This is a genomic window from Paenibacillus paridis (assembly GCF_006345825.1).
Lineage (GTDB): Bacteria > Bacillota > Bacilli > Paenibacillales > Paenibacillaceae > Pristimantibacillus > Pristimantibacillus paridis.
Genome location: NZ_VCIX01000089.1, coordinates 192,155 through 213,104, shown reverse-complemented (window position 1 = coordinate 213,104; position 20,950 = coordinate 192,155). Strand labels below are relative to the sequence as shown.

Below are 20,950 nucleotides of genomic sequence, written 5' to 3'. Positions count from 1 at the left end.
TTCAGATTTTGATTAGTTATTAATAAATGGTCATCCATGCTTTTTTCTATGTTAGTGTTGATGCAACGCTAGTGGAATTCCTCCCGCTAAAATAGCGTTATCTGCTGGGCGAGCGAATTAAAGGGAATTGCTCCCGTTAATTCATCCATTTCCCGTCATTTTCGGCATATTATCTAGAATTAAAGGGACAAATTCCTTCTAATTGCCTCGAAATCTCAAAATCCGATTAATTTAGAGGGAGAAAATCCATCTAAGTCAACACTTCAAGTTCATTCGATAGGGTTACAAATCGGCGAGCACCTGATACCAGACGCCTTTTTTCGAATAAAGGTTTTTTCTGACCTCAGGCCAGCCTCCTAAATACGAAATGTCAAAAAGCTCCTCCGGAACGGTGTAACGATCCTTCGTATCCGCCGCCACCTTTTCATCCACCGCCCGGAAGCCGTGTTCTACGAAGAGACGCTGTGCTGCTTCGCTATGCAAATAGGCAATAAAAGCCTCGGCCACCTTGCGTGTGCCATGCTTATCTGCATTTTTGTCCACAATAGCAGCCGGGTTCTCGATTAGGATCGTGCTCTTTGGAACGACGATATCGTAGTTTACGCCCTTCTTGATCCGGGCAAGCAATTCGTTCTCATACGTGACAATCACATCGCCCACGCCGTACTCAAAAGCCGCCATCGATGCCCGTCCGCTCTTATCTAGCGATTCCACGTTCGCATGCACAGATTTTAGAAAGCTTTTGGCATAGGCTTCGTCTTTCGTCCCGTTCTTCATCTCGGATTGCTTCAATCCCGCTCCATAAATCGCATTGATATCCCACTGCGCTCCGCCCGATGTTTTTGGATTTGGATACAGCACCTTAACGCCCTTCCGCGTCAAGTCATCCCAATCCTGAATACCGAGCGGATTGCCTGCACGGGTTCCCAATACTACTATGGAGTTCGTAATCATTCCGCCGCTGCCCTGCGCCGACTTCCAATCATGCGTAATGAAGCCTGCATCGGCGATTTTGTCCAAATCACCTTCCATCGCGAGGATCGCGACATCGGCTTCGAAGCCTCCGGCAATCGCGCGTGCTTGTGTGCCGGAAGCTTCATACGACTCCTGAAAAGTAACCTTCTGCCCGGTTTCCTGCAGCCAATACGCTTGGAATGCGGGAAGCAGCTCTGCAAAAGCATCCTTCACTACCGAATATGCACCGATGACAAGGGTTACATCGCCGTCTTGTACGGTAGACCCAGCCGCATTTCCGCCCGTCTGCCCATCCTTGCCGCAGCCTGCTGCAACCAGCAACAGCACCGCAGCAAGCAGCAGCACGAGCATGCGCTGACTTGTTGATCGATATAATTTCATGTTCGCATACAACTCTTTCTACGTCGCTTATTGGTTAAATATGAATAGGCATCGGATCGACCTTCAAGGTGTTCTCCGCAATCCAGCTGTCATTGTCGTTGAACAAATAAGCACGGTGCACAAGCACGTCTACCCGGTCGCCCGGATGCAGCACTTCCTTCTCAAGCGAGCGGTACGTGATCAGCTTCGTGTCGCCGACGAGCAGCTCGACCATCCATTCGCTGCCGCGGAAATGCAGCTGCTTCACTTTGCCTTGCAGCGTCGCGGAAGCCAACTTAATTTCTCCCGGCTTGCCGATCTCGATATATTCCGGGCGAATGAGCGCTTTCGTGCCCGGACGGCTGGCCGCATCATCAAAACCTTTAAGCTCCGAGATGTTGTCCACGATCGTCGATTCCCCGATAAAACTTGCAACAAACGGTGTCTCCGGACTTTTATAAATATCCCATGGGCTGCCCTTCTGCTCCAGCTTGCCCTTGCTAATAATCATAATCTCATCCGCTACTTCAATCGCTTCCTCCTGGTCATGCGTGACGAAGATCGACGTAATGCCGACGCGCTCGATCATTTCCTTCAGCCAGGTGCGAAGCTCCGTACGGATTTTCGCGTCAATCGCAGCGAACGGCTCATCAAGCAAAAGGAGCTGCGGTTCAGGAGCAAGCGCTCTTGCGAAGGCTACCCGCTGCCGCTGTCCGCCGGAGAGCTGGTGCGCATAACGGTGCTCGAAGCCTTTGAGGCCGGTCAGTTCAACCAGATACATGACGCGCTCGCGAATTTGCTCCTTCGATTGCTTCTTCACTTTCAGTCCGAAGGCGATGTTGTCATACACGGTCATGTGCTTGAACAACGCATAGTTTTGGAACACGAAGCCGATGCCGCGCTCCTGCGGCGGCAGGTCGTTCACGCGTTTGCCATGGAAGATAATATCGCCGGAGGAAGGAGACTCCAGCCCCGCCAGCATACGAAGTATGGACGTTTTGCCGCCGCCGCTCGGACCGAGCAAGCCAATCAGATGTCCTTTTTCGATTTCAAAGCTTACATCCTTCACTGCATGAAAATCGCCAAAGTTTTTGTTTAAGTTCCGTACTTCAATATGCATGGCTTAATGCACTTCCTTTCGTTTTTTCGCCCATTCCATGAGCAGCAGCAATCCGACGGAAAACGCCGCTAGGACAAGGGCAACGCCGTTGGCAGCAACAACGTTAAAATTTTCAACATCCTGATAAACGAGCGTAGTCGCAGTTTGCGTTTTGTTCATAATGTTTCCCGATACGACGAGCACGGCGCCAAACTCGCCAAGCGAGCGAGCGACCGTCAATACAACGCCATAGATAACCCCCCACCGAATCGATGGCCAAGTCACCTTCCAAAAGGTATACCATGAATACGCGCCAAGCGTAGACGCCGCTTCCTCCTGCTGGGCCCCGATTTCCTGCAGCACAGGCATAACCTCGCGTACCATAAGCGGGAAGGTCACGAACAAGGTTGCCAGAATCATACCCGGGAGGGCATAAACAATTTTGAAGCCCGCATCCTCAAACATGGTGCCGATGATCGTATTTGGTCCCAATATAAGCACGATCATCAACCCGCCGATGACTGGCGATACGGCGAAAGGCAAATCAACAAGGCTGTTAAGCAATCTCTTTAGCTTTTTTCCAATCCATTCTGCACGGACCAGATACATGGCCAGCATGATACCGAAAATGGTATTCAATGCGGTTACCACAACAACGATAATGCCGGTCATCATGAGCGCATGCAGTGACTGAGGCCTCGTAATGCCCTGGATGAAGCCGTCCCAACCATCCGCCCACGAGCCTGTAAAAATCTTGATGAGCGGCGCGATAAGCAGCAGTCCAAACACGATATAGGTTAATGTAATCCACAGTCTTCTCATCATTGGCCACCCCTCCTGCCTTGAATGAGGTTAACCGTCCAAAGAATGAGGAAGGATAGCGTCAGCAGCAGCACCGATACGGCGGCCGCTCCCTGCGGATTACTGCTTTCAATTTCTCCGAAAATATAAACCGAGGCGATCAAGGTTTTGCCTGGAATGTTGCCCGCAACGAGCACGACAGCGCCAAACTCCGCGACTCCTCGGGAGAAGGCCAACATGGCCCCGCTTAAAATACCTGGCAGCATCGTTGGAAAAATTACGCTAAAAAACGTTTTTGTGCGCGTAGCGCCAAGCGTATAAGCTGCTTCTTCCTCCGATTTGTCCATTTCCTCAAGCAGCGGCTGAATCGCGCGAATGACGAAAGGGAAGGTAACGAACAGCATGGCGACCACAATCGCAGGTTCATGGAAAACAATTTCAATGCCAATCTTCTGGGCTAAGCCGCCAACGAGGCTGTTAGGTCCAAGCAGCAGCAGAATCATCAGCCCGCCTACCGCTGTCGGCAGGGCGAATGGCAAATCCACGAGACTGTTCAGAAAACGACGGCCGGGGAAGCGGTAACGAATAAGCACCCAGCCAATCATCGTTCCAAGAAACATGTTCAGAACCGTGGCGATGACCGCCAGCTTCACTGTAAGCAGCACCGCTTTCCAAGCAAGTGGGTCGGAAATGCTTTCCCAGAAAGGGGTCCATCCAAGCGAGAAGGATTGCGTATAAATGCCGAAGATAGGTAAGACGATAAGGATGACAAAATAAAGCATAATGGCGCTCCGAAAGCCGAAGCTCCACCCTTTCCCACGAAACAAAGCATTCACTGTGACTTAACCTCCAGACCATCGGCTCGTGCCGTAGGTGTAGCAAAGCATCTAAAATCATAATTCCCATTAGGTTACTAGGTATTAATAATGTAGCATCCAAACTGGGATTAAGTCAATGCTAAATTTAGATAATCTAATCGCTTTCATAGCATTTTCTTATGAAGCTTGTTTATGCGTCATTCGCTGAACGCAAAAAGAAGAGGAGAATCGGCATCGGCCGATCCTCCTCTTCTTTTATTCACCTTCAATATAATAGACAAGCTCGCCTTCAGTAATGTAGGCTTGCCCTTGCGTCAAATCGGTGATCCATGCGGTAAAAGCATCCGCTTCCGGTGCTTCTGGCAAGCAGCGTACGACGACTCGGTCCGTAAAGTCCGTCCCGCCAACGCGCGTGCCTTTTCCGTGCAGCACATTCTCCAGCTTGCCGTACCATGTGTAGTCCACGTCCACGAATATTTCCTTGTGGAGTACATTCACAATCTCTTCGGCTGCTTCAATGCCCGCCACCGCGCCATCGGTATAGGCTCGCACGAGTCCGCCAGCCCCTAGCATAATGCCGCCGAAATAACGCGTCACAACGACCGCGATATTTTTCAGCCCCTTATGCTTGATCACCTCAAGAATCGGCTTCCCCGCCGTTCCGCTTGGCTCGCCGTCATCGGAAGCCTTCTGGAACTGGTCGCGCTCGCCAACCATATAAGCAGAGCAATTATGCGTTGCCTGCTTATGCAGCTGCTTGATTTCATTGATGAACGCGACCGCTTCCTCTTCCGACTCTACGGGTTTGGCGTAGCCGATGAAACGCGATTTTTTGATAACGATCTCGGCGTTCGCCTGCTGTCTTACCGTTCTATACTTATCAAGCATAAGCTAAAACTCCCGTGTACCGATCAAGCCGGCCTGTTACAGCCTTGCTTCCAGCTCGGCTTTTTCTTTCTCGAAGCCTGGTTTGCCAAGCAATGCGAACATGTTCTTTTTGTATGCTTCAACGCCCGGTTGGTCGAACGGATTAACACCCATCAGATAACCGCTGATTGCGCATGCTTTCTCGAAGAAATAGACCAGGTACCCGAACGTGTATGGCGACATGTCTTTGATGTTGACGATAAAGTTCGGAACTTGTCCATCCGTATGGGCAAGCAGCGTTCCTTCAAAGGCCTTCTTGTTAACGAAGTCCATCGTTTTGCCAGTCAAGAAGTTTAGGCCGTCCAAATCTGCTGCATCGTGTTCGATCGTGATGTGCTCAGACACTTCTTGTACTTGAATAACTGTCTCAAAAATATTACGGTTACCTTCTTGGATAAACTGTCCCATTGAGTGCAGGTCAGTCGAGAAATCTACCGCTGCCGGGAAGATACCTTTAAAGTCCTTGCCTTCGCTTTCGCCAAATAGCTGTTTCCACCATTCTGAAACAAAGTGCAATGACGGCTCGTAGTTGACGAGAATCTCAGTCGCTTTGCCTTTGCGGTACAACGCGTTGCGTGCTGCCGCGTATTGGTAGGCTTCATTTTCGGCTAGGTTCGGATTGCTGTACTCTTTGGAAGCGTCCGCTGCGCCCTTCATAATGGACTCGATGTCGATTCCAGCAGCTGCGATCGGCAGCAAGCCTACCGCTGTAAGCACGGAATAACGGCCGCCTACATCGTCAGGAATAATAAACGATTCGTAGCCTTCTTCGGAAGACAGCTTCTTAAGGGCACCCTTCTCGCTGTCCGTTGTTGCATAAATGCGTTTGCGTGCTTCGTCCTTGCCATATTGCTTCTCAAGCGCTGCGCGGAATACGCGGAATGCGATCGCAGGCTCCGTTGTCGTACCGGATTTGGAGATGACGTTGATCGACCAGTCGCGGCCTTCCACCAATTGAAGCAGGTGATTCACATAAGTGGAGCTGATGTTGTTTCCTGCGAACAACACTTGCGGCGTTTTGCGCTGCTCTTTGGTTTGGATATTATAGAAAGAATGCGACAACGCTTCAATAGCTGCGCGAGCGCCCAAGTAGGAACCGCCGATACCGATTACGATCAACACTTCGGAGTCGGATTTGATTTTCTCGGCAGCCTTCTGGATGCGTGCAAACTCTTCTTTATCGTAGTTAGTCGGAAGATCGATCCAACCAAGGTAATCTGAACCGGCACCCGTGCCGTTATGTAGTTGCTCATGCGCGAGGCGAACGGATTCCGCCAAATAATCGATTTCATGCTTGCCGACGAATGTCAGCGCTTTGCTGTAGTCAAACTGAACTGTTTTGCTCATGTAAATGTAAACCTCCTAAAATTTTGTGAAGCAACGCAGCGTCTCCGGACGCTAATAGCTGTAAGGCTGAGGATACGGGCTGCTTCTTATAGGGCAAACTTGAAATAAAAGCTTGATAATGCTTTTCAACTTAGCATCTACAATATCGGATTTACCTTATAAAAACAAGCAACAAACCATGAATTCTTGATGAAGAGTCTGTATAATCAAATAAAACACAATCTAAAGTGGAGGAAATAAATATGAAAAAGATCGGCTTTATCGGGTTAGGCGTTATGGGAATTGAGATGGCAGCCAATTTATTGCGCAAAGGCTTCGAGGTAGCGGTATACAACCGTACGCCTGGCAAAGCGGACACGCTGCAAGCACTTGGCGCTGCTGTGCTTGAAACACCAGCAGCCGTAGCAGCCGTTTCGGATGTCGTCATCACCATGATCAGCAACGACGCGGCGATTCGCGAGGTTTACTGGGGCGAACATGGCATCTTCGCCGGTGCGCGCAGCGGAACGACGCTCATTGACAGCAGCACGATTTCGCCAACGCTTGCCAAGGAGCTAGCGGCTGCGGCGGAGGCGATTGGTGCGGCGTTCCTTGATGCGCCGGTGACGGGCAGCAAACCGGCAGCCGAGGGCGGCACGCTCGTCTTTATGGTCGGCGGCGACGCCGGTAAGCTAAGCGAGGTTGAAAATATCCTGCTTGCCATGGGTCGCAAGGTCATTCCGATGGGGCCAAACGGCAGCGGCTCGATCGCCAAGCTCGCGCACAACACCATCGTTGGCATCAACGTCGTCGCCCTAGCAGAGGGTATGGCCATCGCGGCAAGCGGCGGCATCGACGGCAGCGCTTTTGTTGAGCTTGTCCAATCCGGCGGCGCAGCAAGCAAGGCTGCCGAGATGAAAGGGCCGAAGCTGCTCGAGGGCAACTATGACGTTCAATTCTCGCTCGAGCTGATGCTGAAGGACCTGAGGCTGTCTTCCGTCCTATCCGACAGTCTGAACGTGCCTACGCCGCTTCTCGAAGCTTCCAAAAGCCTGTTCCAAGTTGGAGATGCTATGGGCTTTGGCGCACTGGATATGTCCAGCGTTGGACAAGCTTATGAGCACTGGATCGGTCGCAAGCTCAGCGGCGGACCGAGCCTTAAGGAAAACTAACCTTATTGGTTGTTGTGTGAACTGTGAGTGAGTGAGCTGTTCCAGCAGTCTATGGTTGATATTAAGCAGAAGCTGTCCGTGAAACCTCTGGCCGATCGGGAGCTTCCTTTTTCTCACGCTCGTAAGAAAAATAATCTTAAAACAATGAGCTTTGGGTACTCATTCTTAATACTTCTACTTACGACAGTTAGGACGAGTAGCTGCTATAGCTGCTACTCGTCCTACTCCGTAACTCCCCACCCTCTAACGCAGCTTGTCAGAATAACCAATATTCAGAAAAAAGAAGCCCCATCGGGCTTCTTCAATCTAGCTGCTCGCAAACTCCTCGCACTCCATCGTTTGAAGGCCAAGTTGGCTGCAACACGGATCTTTAGATCTACTTTTTAGACCTATTTCTTCCATTTGAGCTGATTTGAGCAAAATAGGTCTATTTTTTAGATCTAATGTGCTCCCATCCAGCGTTTAAAGGCCAAATTGGCTGCAACAGGGATCTTTAGATCTACTTTTTAGACCTATTTCTTCCATTTGAGCTGATTTGAGCAAAATAGGTCTATTTTTTAGATCTAATGTGCTCCCAGTCTAAATGAGTGGCTAAGCGCTCACTTGGAAAGTAGCTGATAAGCGCCTCAATTGAGGATTCTCCAACCGGTACCGCGTTGATCTCCCGTTAAAGATGGAACAGGGCAGCTAATCAGGCGTATACTGCAATAAAATCGCGCGTCGATGACAAATTCGCTTTTGCTTGGCCTTTCAAGAATGAGCTGACTTGCATCGCCGCATTCTTAGGAGTAATAGGGCGAAATCATCAGGTACACGACAACGCCTGTGAAGCTGACGTAAAGCCAGATCGGCATCGTCCATCTTGCAATTTTGCGATGCTTGTCCACTTTCATTTGAAGGCCGCGGACAGCGGAGAGCAAAGCAAGCGGCACGACCACAATGGCCAGCAAGATATGCGTCAGCAGTACAAAAAAGTAAATGGAACGCAATGCGCCTTCTCCGCCGTATTTCGTTGATTCCGTCAAGTAATGGTAAGTGACGTAGGAAACAAGAAACAGCGTCGTAGAAGTAAATGCCGCCCCAATAAACGCACGGTGAAGTCGAACATTTTTCTTTAAAATCGCAACTAACGCAACGACCAGCGCGATAAAGGTAAAGCAATTGAAAATCGCATTAAGCAGCGGCAGCAGCTTCACATCAAATCCAATCTCACCATCATAAGCCGGCAAAAAGAACAATACCGTAATGATCGCTACCAGCACCAACGACAAAATCGCAACAAGGGGTCCTACGTTTTTTTCTTTCAAGTCCTTAGCCTCCCATAAGCGCACCGCGTCTTAAGCCACGGACGCTTCCTTCTTACTTAACCATATCCGATTTGCGTGGTCCAAATCAATTTGATTTCAGCCGCAGATGTCACGAAAAATCGAATTTTGGCGTTTCCCCCTTCCTCCGCACCTAAGCAAAAAACGCCGCGACTGCAGCTCTGCATGAGCTGGGTCGCGACGGCTAAATGGCATTACCGACGATTGATTAAAAAACATTCAATATCTCAAAGCGCTGCGGGTCCCTTCCCTTGCGGTAATCATGTTCGGCCTCATCCTGTACATACAATGATACCTGTCCTGTTGGAGTTTCAGCCCCAGACTTAGCGGTGAGCACTTTTCCCGTCAAACGATTTCGAATGATCAGCTTGCCTTCATGATCCGCGTCCTCCAGCGCCCATTCACTGCTGCCTTGAATCCGCTGCGGCAGCAGCTGAACCTGAATTTCCCCAGTACCCTCACCAGCATCAGAACTAGCACCATTACTAGCACCATTAACGCTAGTCGTTCTTGCGATTTCAGCAGTAGAACTAGACACCGATAAATAACGTCCGTTCGACGAGCTTCTGATTAGAATAAAGCCGGCATCATCCGATTGTTCCAACACCCATTTCTGTTCATCCGCTTTGTAAGACAACACGCGACCCACAACGCCGCTTTCCCCATCCACTGTAGCACCGTCATCATCCAGACTCGCTTTGACAGCATTGTCAGCATTCCCAACCTCTGCCGCTTCTGCAGCCAGATAACGCTCCGTGCCGCTGCTTTTAATTCGGTGCAAGCCGCTTGGCTTGGAATGCTCGCTCGAGCCTCCAAAGTCGCCCAAAGCGACACAGTCTGTCCAATCCAGCTTCATCTCCTTATCCGAAGGGAAGCTTAGCGGCAAAAACACATACGAGGAATCATGGTAGCTGGAAGGGTCCCAGCGATCCCCTACATACAAGTATTCCATCTTGCCTTGTACCTCAAGAGGCACAATAAAAGCGGGCTGCGAGTCAAACGTCGTCGTATCGCCAAACGGCAGCAGCTGCGACCATTTCCCGGTTAGGCTGTCCGAATAAGCGTAAGCTCCCTGATTGGGCAGCCACCCCGTACAGGCGGACGTAATCAGAAAATATACGCCGTCGCGCTTAATCATAGCCGGGGCTTCCCGGTACTGTCCGGGCCATAGCGTCTTCACATGCTCATCGATGCTTAAATAGTCATCCGACAGGCGGTAGATTAGCAAATCGGCATTGTCTCTGGCGGCTGACATAAAATAAGCCGTACCGTCATCATCCTGAAATACGGTGCAATCCCGCGACATGTGGCCGATCGGATTGAAGCTGCCGTGATACACATATTCGCCATCGATCGTATCACATGTAGCAACCGCGCAGCGGGCATCATGATAATTATTTCCATTCTCCCAATGCATCCACATCACGTATTTCCCAGTCAGCTCATTGCGAAGCACCTTTGGACGCTCAATGACGGCTCCTTGTCCGTAGCCCGTGTCCCTTTGTCCAGGCGGATACAGATCGAGCGAGGTTCGATAATAGGTCGGCTGCACCTTGGATTGCAGCGTCAGAACGGCTCCTCTATTCTCCCAAGCCTTTAAATCGCTTGAACGATAGCAGGACACCTTTTTGCCATCCGAACGGTCCTCTCCGAACCAATAATAAAATCCGTCTTGCTGCAGCATCCAGCCGCCATGCGCCCTTATATCCTGGCCATCCGTATCCTTCCAAGCTCTCCCGTTATATACCGGCTTCGTGCTCCCCATTGCATTCATCCTCTCCCGATTAAACGGAATGCTGATCCTTGTATTCCTGAGGCGTCATTCCGTATACCTTTTTGAATTGCTTAATAAAATAAGGTGCGTTCTGATAGCTGAATTTGTTGCCGATTTCATAGATTTTCAAATTTGTCGTTTTGAGCAAATAGGCGGATTTCTCCATCCGAATCCGAAGCATATAATCCGTGAGGCTCTCTCCGGTCACCGATTTGTACATTTGCGAGACGTAAACCGGATGAAGATGCACGCATTCCCCGATCATCTGCAGCGAAATCGGCTTGTCCAAATGATCCTCGATAAAACGGTGAACCTTGTGGATCAGCTTGGAATGGCTGTCCGCCGCCTCGCGCTCCAGCGATGAACGCATGAGCGATGCCAAGCGAAACAAACTGTCCCGCAGCTGGCTGAACGTTTCGAACGATTCAAAACTTAACGAAGCCCGCTCATTCTGCGGCAAAAAGTCAAATAAGCCAAAGCCGCTTTTGTGGGCAACAAAAGCTAATGCTCCCGTCACCGCGCAAAAGGTCTCAAAGGCATGCTCCGCAGAGCTGCTGAATTCCTGTTCGAGCTCCTTGAATATGAGCTCAAGCTTCTTCTCAAACGCGTCCCATCGTCCCGCTTCAAGCAAATCCGGCAGCGTCGGGGGCTCGTATAGCTGCCTAAGCGTCTGCATGGCCGATGTCTCCCTGTGCTCGCCAATCGGAAGCAAATAGCCTTTGCCTCTTCCGATATGCTTGCGGAAAGCTGCAAGCGCATTGCCATACGACAGCGCGAGCTGCTCTGGAAAAGATCCCTCCTCGCCGATCACGACCGATACGGCGCCTTTGAGATAGGTCTCTACCTGCCGCTGGATGAGCTCGCCAAGCCGCTCTAGCTGTTCTTTTGCCGTTTGCCTCGGGACGCCTCGCGTCGCCTTGGCCACGTTAATTTTGACCACAAAAGCTAAATAACCATGTGCTTCCTTACAGGACCATACCTGGCAGTGCTCGCGAAGCACCTCTTCGGCTACGTTGCTGACGGCATATTCAAGGAGCGTACGATCCTTATAATCATAATGAACGAATGGCTCCTCCAGCCGGATGAGCAGCAGCGCAGCATGGTCTCCCTGAGTGAATGGAAGCATAAGCGAAGCCAGCTTGTCGTCCAAAGCATCGCCTGCGATGGCATGCCCTAACAGCAGCTCTAGCAGCAGGTCCCTACGAAGCAGCGGCAAGTTGTCCCGCATCGTCCTCAGCGTGTTATCCCGCGAGACAAGCTCTTCCCATTCCTTCTGGACAGTGCCCAGCGCCTTATCAACAGCGCGAATCAAGTCGTCGTCGTTCACTGGCTTGAGAAGATAGTCCGAAGCACCGCCGCTGATCGCGCGTTTGGCATACTCAAATTCCGCATGGCCCGTAAGCAAAATACATTGCGTCGACGGCGAAACCTCCCTCAGCTTGTCCATTAGCTCCAGACCGGAAATGCCAGGCATTCGAATATCGGTGATGATCAGGTCTACGGAATGCCGTCGAATGATGGAAAGCGCATCAGTGACCGAAAACGCCTTATGCACCGTGCCGATCTTAAGCTCCTCGCAAGGCAGCGTTGCGGCAACCCCTTCCACAACCGACCTTTCGTCATCCACGATCAGTATCTCGTACATCCTCGTCCTCCTCCTTCCAACGTACAATGACTCTTAATCCTCCCGTTGGGGAATGCCCCAGCTCCAGCCCTGAATGCTTGCCGTACTTGTGAATAAGCCGTTGATGAACATTTAGCATGCCACAGCTGCCCTGCGCTTCACCGGGAGTATTAATGGTTTCCCTTAGCCGCGCCAACTCCTCATCCGTTAAGCCAATCCCGTCATCGTCAATTACAACAGCAAAGCGACCCTGCTCTTCGAATCCTTGAATGGCAATCATGCCTGCGTTCTCTTTCTGCTCGATGCCGTGAATGATCGCATTTTCGACGATAGGCTGAAGGATAAGCCGCGGCAAGGAGAGCTCCTCCATTGTTTCCGGGATCTCGATTTCAAAGCGGATCCGGCTCATGCGCATCGTTTGAATGGATAAGTAGTTGCTAATCAGCTTAATCTCATCCCGCAGAGTGGTATCCTGCTGGTCCACATGCGTCGTATATCGGAAATATTCGCCCAGCTTGACCGCCATTGCCATTACCGCATCATGCTCGCCAAGCCTGGTCATATTTTTCATAAAAAACAGGCAATTATATAAAAAATGAGGATTAATCTGCGATTGAAGCTGCTTTAGCGTCGCTTCTCTGGAGCGCAGCTTTTCCTCGAATACACGGTCGATTAAATTTTGAATCTGCTCGCTCATCAGGTTGAACTGATCGAATAAATAACCGAACTCGTCCTTCTTCCCGCTGTCCACCCGGACGGTGTAATCCCCCATTCGCAGCCGCTTTGCCGCTAGAAACAGCTTGCGTATCGGCACTTGGACATGCTTGTAGAGCAGGAAAGCGGCCAATACGCTTACGATCGCGATCACGCTCATCGAAATCCAAAACCAATTGCGGCTTGAGGTGATCGGATACAAAATGCTCTCGAGCGGTACATATTCAACTAAGTACCAGCCTATCGTATCTGATTTAATATAGTTGACCATATACCGTTCATCATCAAGCGAGGCAATAAAGGTTCCCTGCTCTTCGGTCATTCCGCTTTCCTTTACAAAAGCAGGAATCAGCTTGCCGATTCGCTCCAGATTGGCGGTTCGGGTGACGATTGGCGCATAGTCTGGATGGTAAAGAAAGGGATCGCCTGAGCTGTCCGATTTGAAAGTCGTGAGCATATCGCCGAGATTTTTGGCATCCACACGAATCTCTCCGATCAGAACCGCATCCTTCGTTCGATCAAATGCAGACAACGGTTCAACCGTACGGAATACAAACGAATCCGGAACCCGATTGTTGTCCATGGGCTCGAATATCCACAAAAAAGGGTCAACGGGCTGATTCACGATCTCGTCCCGAAACAACTTCTTAAACGTTATGGAGCCGTGCGTGCTGACAACCTCATCCGAGAGCGGCGCATAAAGCGAGTAGGAGTGCGACCAGCCGCCCGTTTTGCCGCGCCGTTCCAGCTCCTCCTGCAGCTCCAGCTTTAGCTCAAAGGTTTCGTAGGTGCTGGATTCCGAATTCATCGCGCTAAAAGCTTTTACCCTCGGCTCAATGCCCAAATTATTGACCGAGGTCATGAATCTATCGAATTCAGCATTGATTTGCTCGACGAGAAACGAGAGCTTATTGCGGTTATTTTGCTGAATCTCCTCCTGCACAACGCGAACGCTGACTTGATTGGAATACGTATACAGCGCCACAAACGGAATGAGCAGCAAAGCCATTATGGCTAATATCTTTTTGAATATATTCGACTTCTCCACTGGCTTTGCCGCCCTCTCCCGACAAGGAAAAGCACCGATTCCCCCAAGCGGGGGAACGGGTGCCTGCCTTGAACCCGATGTCACTTTTTAGTTGCTTTTCACCGAATCGTACCATTCATTGACTTCATTTGTAATCGTGTCGCCACCGGAGGACTTCCACTGTGCCACGAACGTGTCAAATGCTTCGATTGGGCTGTCGCCGTAAATGATTTTATTAAAGGTTTCCTTCTCGCTCTTGTTCAGGAAATCCCAGCGCTTCTTGTAGGTTTTCGTAGGCGAGCCATTATACAGGTTTGGCATGGCGAACTCAATCTGGCTATAGTTAACTGCGCCGGCGTGAATGTTCTTGTCCATATCCATGGCTGCTTTCATCTCAAACGCGCTTGTCGCTTCCTTGCCGCCGTCCAAATCGCTTAACGTCTTCATCATTAGCGACGGAATGCGGGCGCCATCGAATAAAATCGTATACTTGCCCAGATTCATGATCGGCTGATCAGCCGGGAACTGCGCTCCATCCCACGTCGGCTTGCCGTCTTTAATCAAGTAATCATAACCCTCTTCAAAGCCGTATTCAAGCGGGCTTCCGGCCTGTGGATTGCCCTGATTCTCATAGAGATAGTTAGCATAGAGGAAAAAGGCTTCCGGGTGCTCATAGTTTTTGTTAATTAGAACAACCCCGTTGCTTACCCCCGATTGGCTACGTCCGATTTTCCCATCAGGCCCTGCCGGGAGCCGATATGCGGAGTAATCCGCATTCTTATCCACTTCCTTAACCGCTGGCAGCGGCCAGCCGCCCGCCCAATAAGGAGCAGCGACAATGCCGGCTTTGCCTGAAGAGAACAACTCGGCAGCCTTGCCTTCGTCATGCAGGCCCGCTTCCTTATGAATATAACCCTTCTCCATCCATTCCTTCAGCTTGCCCAGCGCCGTCTTCACTTCAGGCTGAACCGAGCCATAGGCCAGCTTGCCGTCGCTGCCTGCATTCCACTGCCCCGGCATCACGCCATAAGCGCCGAAAATAAAATCGGCATCCGCCAGTCCCCATGTGTTCATCCCGTTCTTCAAGCCTACCGCAAGCCCAACCGTGTCCTTCTTGCCATTGCCGTCCGGGTCCTGATTCGCGAACATATCCATCATCGTTTCCATCTCTGCAATGGTAGCCGGTGGCTGCAGGTTGAATTTTTTCATCCAGTCATCCCGGATCCACAATACCGTATCGTTGTTGTTGGCATAATCGAGAATAGGCAGCGCATATTTTTTGCCGTCGCGGACGTACGGGTTCCATACGCTTGCGTCCTCGGCCATCGCTGATTTATAAGCGTCGCTTGCATATTGCTCGAACAGATCGCCCACTTCGACGAATTTGCCGGAATCAATTAGCGCATCGATCACATCCTGAGAGCCGCGATACTGTACGATGTCCGGCAAGTCTTCATTCGCTGACAATAGCAGCCTGATCTTGGTATCGATGGCACTGCTGTCCGCCGTCCATACGTAATTTAGGTCGATGTTAAAGGCTTCTTTTGCCCACGTGACATGAGGATTGTTATTAATGTCCTCGCCTGTGCGGAATTTTACGTCACTCGTCATCTGGCGAACGATATCCATTTTAACCGGCTCGCTGAATTTGCCTGCTTCCAGCACGCTTTTGGCAGCAGCCTGGTTGTTCGAGCTCACTTCGTTTTTCCCTTTATTTTCTCCGTTCGAGCTTGCGCAAGCCCCGAGAAATCCCATACTCAATACTAAAGTAGTCATTAGAGCAACCGGCTTTATCCATCCTTGTTTCAAAAAAAGCTCCCCCTTCGCCTCTTTCACTTATTGTTCCAACTATTCCTTTACCGAACCAAGCACAATTCCCTTGACAAAAAACTTTTGCAAAAACGGATAAACGGCGATGATCGGCAGCGTAGCGATGAAGATTTGCGCCGTTTTGACCGTGCGGTTCGACAGCTCTTTCATTTCATCCGCGTTTACATTCATGCTGCTAAGATCGCGCTGGACGACCAGCGTTTGCAGCAGCGTTGACATGGGATACTTCTCCGATTGCGTCATATAAATTAGACCGTCGAACCATGCGTTCCAGTGCCCTACCATTGTAAAAAGCGAGATGGTCGCCAGCGAAGGCAGCGAGATGGGCAAATAAATGCTCCATAATGCCCGAAAGTGGCCTGCACCGTCGATGAACGCAGCCTCCTCCAACGCTTTTGGTACCGAGGTCCGAAAGAAATTCATCAGCAAAATGGTATTATACACGCTTACGGCACCTGGCAGCACGAGCGCCCAGATCGAATTAAGCAAACCAAGCTTTTGAACGATCATGTAGCCCGGAATCAAACCGCCGCTGAATAGCATCGTGAATACGAAAAACCAAGCATACCCGTTGCGTCCTTTAAATTCATTGGTTTCCTTGGACAACGAGTAGCCGATCAGAATGGACATGCCCACCGCAACGGCCGTTCCAAGCAAGGTTCGAGTAATTGAATTAAAGAATGAACCTATGAAATACTCATTGGCTAACGTTACCTTATAGGCCTCGAGCGAAAAACCGATCGGCCACAGCTTTACGATGTTGGCATCCGCGGCCGCCGATGAGCTGAACGATACCGCAAGCACATGAAGAAGAGGAGCGATGCAAAGGAATGATAAAAGCGCCAGCAATACGTTATTGCCTACTGAAAAAATACGGTAACTAAGCGAACGGTGATGCATGTAGCTCCCCCCTTTAGAAGATGCGGTAGTTGGCCAGCTTATAGGCAAGCCTGTACGAGATAACGATCAGAATAAAACTGACTAACGACTTGAATACGCCAACCGCAGTTCCAAAGCCAAAGTCGCCACCGATAAGTCCTACGCGATACACGTAAGTATCGATAATATCGCCTTTTTCATAAACCAGCGGATTGTAAAGGTTAAAGATTTGATCAAAGCCTGCGTTCAAAATGTTGCCCAGCGACAGCGTCCCTACCACGATCGTAATCGGGATGAGCGAAGGCAGCGTAATTTTAAGCATTTGCTGCCAGCGATTGGCTCCATCGATAAGCGCCGCTTCGTAAAAATCGGGATTAATGCCGGAGAGCGCGGCCAGAAAAATAATGGTCGAGAAGCCGAAGTCCTTCCAAACATCGCTGAAAATGACTGTAAACCGGAACCAGTCTCCGTTGCCGAGGAAGAAGATTGGCTCGATGCCGAACCAGCCAAGCGCCTGATTGACAAGCCCTCCATCCGTCGACAGCATGTCCAGGAGGATACCGCCGAGAATAACCCATGACAAGAAATGCGGCAGATAGACCAGTGTTTGCACAAAACGCTTGAACACCATTTTACGAACCTCGTTAAGCAACAGCGCAAATATCAATGGCACGATGAGGTGAGCCACGATCTTGATGACCGCAATTAGCAAGGTATTCCAAATGACCTGCCTGGCATCCGGATATTCGAACATCAGCTTAAAGTTCTCGAATCCAATCCATTCTGACCGGAAGAAACCTAGCTGCGGCTGGAAATCCTGAAATGCCATAACGAGTCCCAGCATCGGCAAGTAGGCAAAAATAAGGACGAGCACGATCCCTGGCACAAGCATCACGTGCAGCGGCCAAGTCAGCTTGAAATTCCACCTCCGTGCAACTCTCTGTTTCAATTGGTTCTCCCCTTCCGACCCATTCGTTTATGTCTGTGGTGGTGATTACAAAACTAATTGTAGTCCTGCTGCACCTGCTCCTTATATAACAATGTTTTAAGATTGGTAGCACGATATTAGGGATTATCTGACGGCGAATCTGCTGCTCGAACAAAAAAAAGCAACCCCGTCGCTTGAGGGTTGCTTTAAACCTATCGTTATTGCTACAGTTCCCAGCCAGGCAGCATCGCCTTCGTGTTCTGAAGCATTTTATCAAATAATTCTGCGCCCGCTTCCTCAGTCAGCCTAACCAGCGGATCGTTCATGAAAGCCTGAAGAGCCAAGGCTTTGTCTTTGTTCATTGCGGCTTGAAGTGTCATCTCCTGATTCGTTACATGAGGCAGCACGAGCTGTTCCACCTCGGGAGTAAGCTTGCCAGCCAAAATCGGGCTGACGTGGTTATAGCCGAATACCGCGTTCGTCTCCACGACGGCTGCCGCCGGAAAACCTTCGATCTGTCCGCGATTTGGCATATTAACGTTCGTAATCAACTCGCCCATTCCGAGCAATGCTTTTATCATCTCGATGCCTTCCTCGCCGGTAGGCTTGACCACAAAAGCTTCCTCGCCGGCTGCCAGCCGCTGGCCTTTGGCATAAAGCTCCGCCTGGTTTTTCTTTCGCCAATCCACCTTCGTTAGGCTGAATTTCCAGCCTTGCACCGTTTCCGGGTCTTTTAAATAAAGCTCGCCTGGCATAAATTCCGCCAAATGCCTGTCGCCTGCCGCCGCAATCATGCCGTACTTCCGGAACAAGTCAAATTTAACCCGCTGTGCTGAAGCAAAATGATCGTTGAGCCAGTGGCCTTTCTTCTTGCCTTCATAACCATCCGCATAATGCTCTTCAACGAACTCCCGGTAAAGCGGGAACAAATCGATCCCTTGGTAAGAAGCTCGATCCAGCCACGTAAAATGATTGATGCCCAGCACATTAACCTTGATCTCGCGCCGATCAACCGAAGCGATTCCCAGCTTATGCTCCACCATGGAAGCGAGCAATTGCTGCGTGCCAAATACCTCGTGGCAGCATCCGATGGCTTTCACTTCCGGGAACACCTCGTAAAGCGTTCTCGTGCATAAGGTCATCGGGTTCGTATAATTGATGACCCACGCGTCTGGCGCATGTTGTTTGATCGCATTCGCAATCTCGACATATAGCGGAATGGTGCGAAGCGCGCGGACAAGCCCGCCGGGCCCCACCGTGTCGCCTACCGATTGATAAATCCCGTACTCTTCCGGCAGATGGACATCCGATTCCATCTCTGCAAAGGTTCCTGGCAATATGGAAATGATGATAAAATCCGCGCCTTGCAAAGCGTCTTTCAATGCAGGCACCGCCTCATACCTCCACTTGCCCTTCGTGTCCGCATCCTGCGACAACCGATTGCCGATGACCGCATTTTGCGCGGCCGCTTCATGATGGATATCATACAGCTTGACGGTTCCGGCAAGCTCTTTTTCTGCGGCCAGATCGCTCATCAATCCCCAAGCCCAGCCGCGGGAGCCTCCTCCGATATAAGCGATTTGAACGTTTTCTTTTCGTTGGTCATCCGGTTTCATATCATTTCTCCTTATCCTTTTAATCCTGTAGTAGAAATGCCTTCAACAAAATATTTCTGTGCCAAAAAGAATAACAATATGCACGGAACGACGCTCACAACCGACATCGCAAGCACCTGGTTCCAGGAAACGGCCGAGGAGGCATCCAGCGACAAGCGCAAGCCAAGCGAGACCGTGAATTTTTTTACGCTGCTGATATAAATAATCGAATTAAAGAAGTCATTCCAGGTCCAGATGAACTGAAAGATGCCCACGGAGAACAGAGCCGGCTTACACAAGGGCAGCAATACCCGAATGAGAATCATAAACGAATTGCAGCCGTCGATGGTCGCCGATTCATCCAGTTCCCTTGGCAATCCCCGAAAAAACTGAATAAGCATATAGATGAAAAATGCCGAGGTAGCAAAAGCCGACGGTACGATAAACGGCAGATAAGTATCCAGCCAGCCAAGCTTATTAAACAGGATATAACGCGGGATCATAACGGTAGCATCCGGCAGCATCAACGTCGCCATCATAAGGGAGAACAGCAGCGTCCGAAGCGGAAACGTAAATCGGGAAAAGCCGTAAGCAACGATAACGCTCGAGACGATCGTCAGAACGACCGTTGGCAGAACCAGCTTAAGCGTATTTACAAAAAATTGCTGAAAGCCGTATTGGCCAGTGCCTGCCCAGCCCAACGAATAGGAGTTCCAAACATAGGTATCCGCAAATAGCTTGCTGGATCCGAAAATATCCTGATTCGTCTTAAACGATGATACAAATAGCCAGATTAACGGATAAATCATAACAAAGCCTAACAATGTCAACAGTACATAAGACAACCACTTATTCGAGCTAGCGTGCGTCATTTGGTTTTACCCCCGTCTTCATAGTAGACCCAGCGGTTAGAGGTTTTGAAAATAATGCCCGTGACGACCATGATAATCGCGAACAAGACCCATGACAGCGCTGAAGCGTACCCCATCTTAAAGAAGGTGAAGGCTTCCTCATACAGCTTCAAAGCATAGAGATAAGTGGATTTCATTGGGCCGCCGCTCGTAATAACGAAGGCGCCTGTGAATTCTTGGAACGCGTTGACCATCTGCATGACCAGATTGAACAGAACAATCGGCGTCAGCAGCGGCACGGTAATTTTAAAGAACATCCGGGTCTTGGAAGCTCCGTCGATCGATCCAGCCTCATACAAGTCGCTAGGAATTTGCTGGATACCTGCCAGGAACAAAACCATTGAGGAACCAAATTGCCAAACCGACAGCAAGCCAAGCGTATACAGCGCGATATCTGGGTTGCCGAGCCAATCGACCGATGGAATGCCGACATTAGCCAGCATGCTGTTGACGACGCCGTCCTTCATGAACAGGAAACGCCAAAGCACCGATATCGCCACGCTTCCCCCAAGAATCGAAGGCAAGTAATAGACGGTCCGAAACAAATTAATCGCTTTTAGCTTGGCGCTAAGCACAATGGCTACGAATAAAGCGAAGGCAAGCTTCACGGGCACGGCAAGAACCACATAGATCGACGTTACTTTTAACGCTTGGGTAAAGCCGGGATCATTCGTGAAAATTTGTTTATAATTATCCAAACCAATGAATTTGGGGGCATTCACCATGTTGTAATCCGTCAAGGAATAATAAAATGACGCGATGAAGGGATACAACTGAAAAATGAGCAGCCCCAAAATCCATGGAAGAACATAGATAAGTCCGATATACCGAAAGCTGCGCTTCTTCCTGGTCACTGGCTCACACT

17 protein-coding genes are annotated in these 20,950 nt (G+C 50.1%); 1 reads left to right on the top strand and 16 read right to left on the bottom strand.

All coding sequences use genetic code 11. The features are described 5' to 3' along the window. Positions 1 to 282: 282 nt before the first annotated feature. From FJQ58_RS19405 to FJQ58_RS19380, 6 genes are all read right to left on the bottom strand, one after another. Complete coding sequence (locus FJQ58_RS19405) at positions 283 to 1,356, bottom strand: sulfate ABC transporter substrate-binding protein (protein WP_139996396.1); 1,074 nt, start codon at positions 1,354 to 1,356, stop codon at positions 283 to 285. A gap of 34 nt (positions 1,357 to 1,390) precedes the next feature. After that, a complete protein-coding gene (locus FJQ58_RS19400; RefSeq protein ID WP_139996394.1) occupies positions 1,391 to 2,455 on the bottom strand; it encodes a sulfate/molybdate ABC transporter ATP-binding protein in 1,065 nt (354 codons plus the stop codon). Positions 2,456 to 2,458: 3 nt separating this feature from the next. After that, the gene (locus FJQ58_RS19395) at positions 2,459 to 3,256 is read right to left on the bottom strand and encodes a sulfate ABC transporter permease (protein WP_139996425.1); all 798 of its coding nucleotides are present in this window, start codon (positions 3,254 to 3,256) and stop codon (positions 2,459 to 2,461) included. After that, complete coding sequence (gene cysT / locus FJQ58_RS19390) at positions 3,256 to 4,017, bottom strand: sulfate ABC transporter permease subunit CysT (protein WP_139996424.1); 762 nt, start codon at positions 4,015 to 4,017, stop codon at positions 3,256 to 3,258. The genes FJQ58_RS19395 and cysT overlap by 1 nt, the downstream gene beginning before the upstream one ends. Positions 4,018 to 4,308: 291 nt before the next feature. After that, positions 4,309 to 4,941: a YigZ family protein gene (locus tag FJQ58_RS19385; RefSeq protein ID WP_139996392.1), complete on the bottom strand. Its 633-nt coding sequence runs from the start codon at positions 4,939 to 4,941 to the stop codon at positions 4,309 to 4,311. 36 nt (positions 4,942 to 4,977) lie between these two features. Further along, positions 4,978 to 6,327, bottom strand: coding sequence for a glucose-6-phosphate isomerase (locus FJQ58_RS19380; protein WP_139996390.1), 1,350 nt, complete (start codon positions 6,325 to 6,327; stop codon positions 4,978 to 4,980). A 227-nt stretch (positions 6,328 to 6,554) separates the two neighbouring features. On the opposite strand from FJQ58_RS19380, the gene FJQ58_RS19375 reads away from it, so the two are divergent. After that, positions 6,555 to 7,478: an NAD(P)-dependent oxidoreductase gene (locus FJQ58_RS19375; protein WP_274382332.1), complete on the top strand. Its 924-nt coding sequence runs from the start codon at positions 6,555 to 6,557 to the stop codon at positions 7,476 to 7,478. Positions 7,479 to 8,260: 782 nt separating this feature from the next. On the opposite strand, the gene FJQ58_RS19370 is transcribed toward FJQ58_RS19375, so the two are convergent. From FJQ58_RS19370 to FJQ58_RS19325, 10 genes are all read right to left on the bottom strand, one after another. Further along, entirely contained in the window at positions 8,261 to 8,785 is a 525-nt protein-coding gene (locus FJQ58_RS19370; RefSeq protein WP_139996386.1) for a DUF420 domain-containing protein, read from the bottom strand. 226 nt (positions 8,786 to 9,011) lie between these two features. Further along, entirely contained in the window at positions 9,012 to 10,568 is a 1,557-nt protein-coding gene (locus tag FJQ58_RS19365) for a family 43 glycosylhydrolase (RefSeq protein WP_162341602.1), read from the bottom strand. A 19-nt stretch (positions 10,569 to 10,587) separates the two neighbouring features. Further along, the gene (locus tag FJQ58_RS19360; protein WP_139996382.1) at positions 10,588 to 12,222 is read right to left on the bottom strand and encodes a response regulator; all 1,635 of its coding nucleotides are present in this window, start codon (positions 12,220 to 12,222) and stop codon (positions 10,588 to 10,590) included. Beyond that, positions 12,197 to 13,963, bottom strand: a complete 1,767-nt coding sequence (locus FJQ58_RS19355; protein ID WP_139996380.1) for a cache domain-containing sensor histidine kinase — start codon at positions 13,961 to 13,963, stop codon at positions 12,197 to 12,199. Before FJQ58_RS19355 ends, FJQ58_RS19360 begins: the two co-directional genes overlap by 26 nt. 87 nt (positions 13,964 to 14,050) lie before the next feature. Then, positions 14,051 to 15,751: an extracellular solute-binding protein gene (locus tag FJQ58_RS19350; RefSeq protein WP_238404181.1), complete on the bottom strand. Its 1,701-nt coding sequence runs from the start codon at positions 15,749 to 15,751 to the stop codon at positions 14,051 to 14,053. 39 nt (positions 15,752 to 15,790) lie between these two features. Then, the gene (locus FJQ58_RS19345) at positions 15,791 to 16,672 is read right to left on the bottom strand and encodes a carbohydrate ABC transporter permease (protein ID WP_139996378.1); all 882 of its coding nucleotides are present in this window, start codon (positions 16,670 to 16,672) and stop codon (positions 15,791 to 15,793) included. 13 nt (positions 16,673 to 16,685) lie between these two features. Then, on the bottom strand, positions 16,686 to 17,543 hold the full coding sequence (locus tag FJQ58_RS19340; RefSeq protein WP_139996422.1) for an ABC transporter permease: 858 nt from the start codon (positions 17,541 to 17,543) through the stop codon (positions 16,686 to 16,688). A 260-nt stretch (positions 17,544 to 17,803) separates the two neighbouring features. Beyond that, the gene (locus tag FJQ58_RS19335; RefSeq protein WP_139996376.1) at positions 17,804 to 19,195 is read right to left on the bottom strand and encodes a family 4 glycosyl hydrolase; all 1,392 of its coding nucleotides are present in this window, start codon (positions 19,193 to 19,195) and stop codon (positions 17,804 to 17,806) included. Positions 19,196 to 19,206: 11 nt separating this feature from the next. Next, a complete protein-coding gene (locus tag FJQ58_RS19330; protein ID WP_139996374.1) occupies positions 19,207 to 20,046 on the bottom strand; it encodes a carbohydrate ABC transporter permease in 840 nt (279 codons plus the stop codon). Further along, a complete protein-coding gene (locus tag FJQ58_RS19325; RefSeq protein WP_139996372.1) occupies positions 20,043 to 20,939 on the bottom strand; it encodes a carbohydrate ABC transporter permease in 897 nt (298 codons plus the stop codon). Before FJQ58_RS19325 ends, FJQ58_RS19330 begins: the two co-directional genes overlap by 4 nt. Positions 20,940 to 20,950 lie beyond the last annotated feature (11 nt).

Coding starts and splice junctions, on each gene's coding strand:
- FJQ58_RS19380 (WP_139996390.1), bottom strand. CDS start 6,327: ATGAGCAAAACAGTTCAGTTTGACTACAGCAAAGCGCTGACATTCGTC.
- FJQ58_RS19345 (WP_139996378.1), bottom strand. CDS start 16,672: ATGCATCACCGTTCGCTTAGTTACCGTATTTTTTCAGTAGGCAATAAC.
- FJQ58_RS19385 (WP_139996392.1), bottom strand. CDS start 4,941: ATGCTTGATAAGTATAGAACGGTAAGACAGCAGGCGAACGCCGAGATC.
- FJQ58_RS19400 (WP_139996394.1), bottom strand. CDS start 2,455: ATGCATATTGAAGTACGGAACTTAAACAAAAACTTTGGCGATTTTCAT.
- FJQ58_RS19335 (WP_139996376.1), bottom strand. CDS start 19,195: ATGAAACCGGATGACCAACGAAAAGAAAACGTTCAAATCGCTTATATC.
- FJQ58_RS19360 (WP_139996382.1), bottom strand. CDS start 12,222: ATGTACGAGATACTGATCGTGGATGACGAAAGGTCGGTTGTGGAAGGG.
- cysT (WP_139996424.1), bottom strand. CDS start 4,017: ATGCTTTATTTTGTCATCCTTATCGTCTTACCTATCTTCGGCATTTAT.
- FJQ58_RS19330 (WP_139996374.1), bottom strand. CDS start 20,046: ATGACGCACGCTAGCTCGAATAAGTGGTTGTCTTATGTACTGTTGACA.
- FJQ58_RS19405 (WP_139996396.1), bottom strand. CDS start 1,356: ATGAAATTATATCGATCAACAAGTCAGCGCATGCTCGTGCTGCTGCTT.
- FJQ58_RS19395 (WP_139996425.1), bottom strand. CDS start 3,256: ATGAGAAGACTGTGGATTACATTAACCTATATCGTGTTTGGACTGCTG.
- FJQ58_RS19365 (WP_162341602.1), bottom strand. CDS start 10,568: ATGGGGAGCACGAAGCCGGTATATAACGGGAGAGCTTGGAAGGATACG.
- FJQ58_RS19340 (WP_139996422.1), bottom strand. CDS start 17,543: ATGCTTGTGCCAGGGATCGTGCTCGTCCTTATTTTTGCCTACTTGCCG.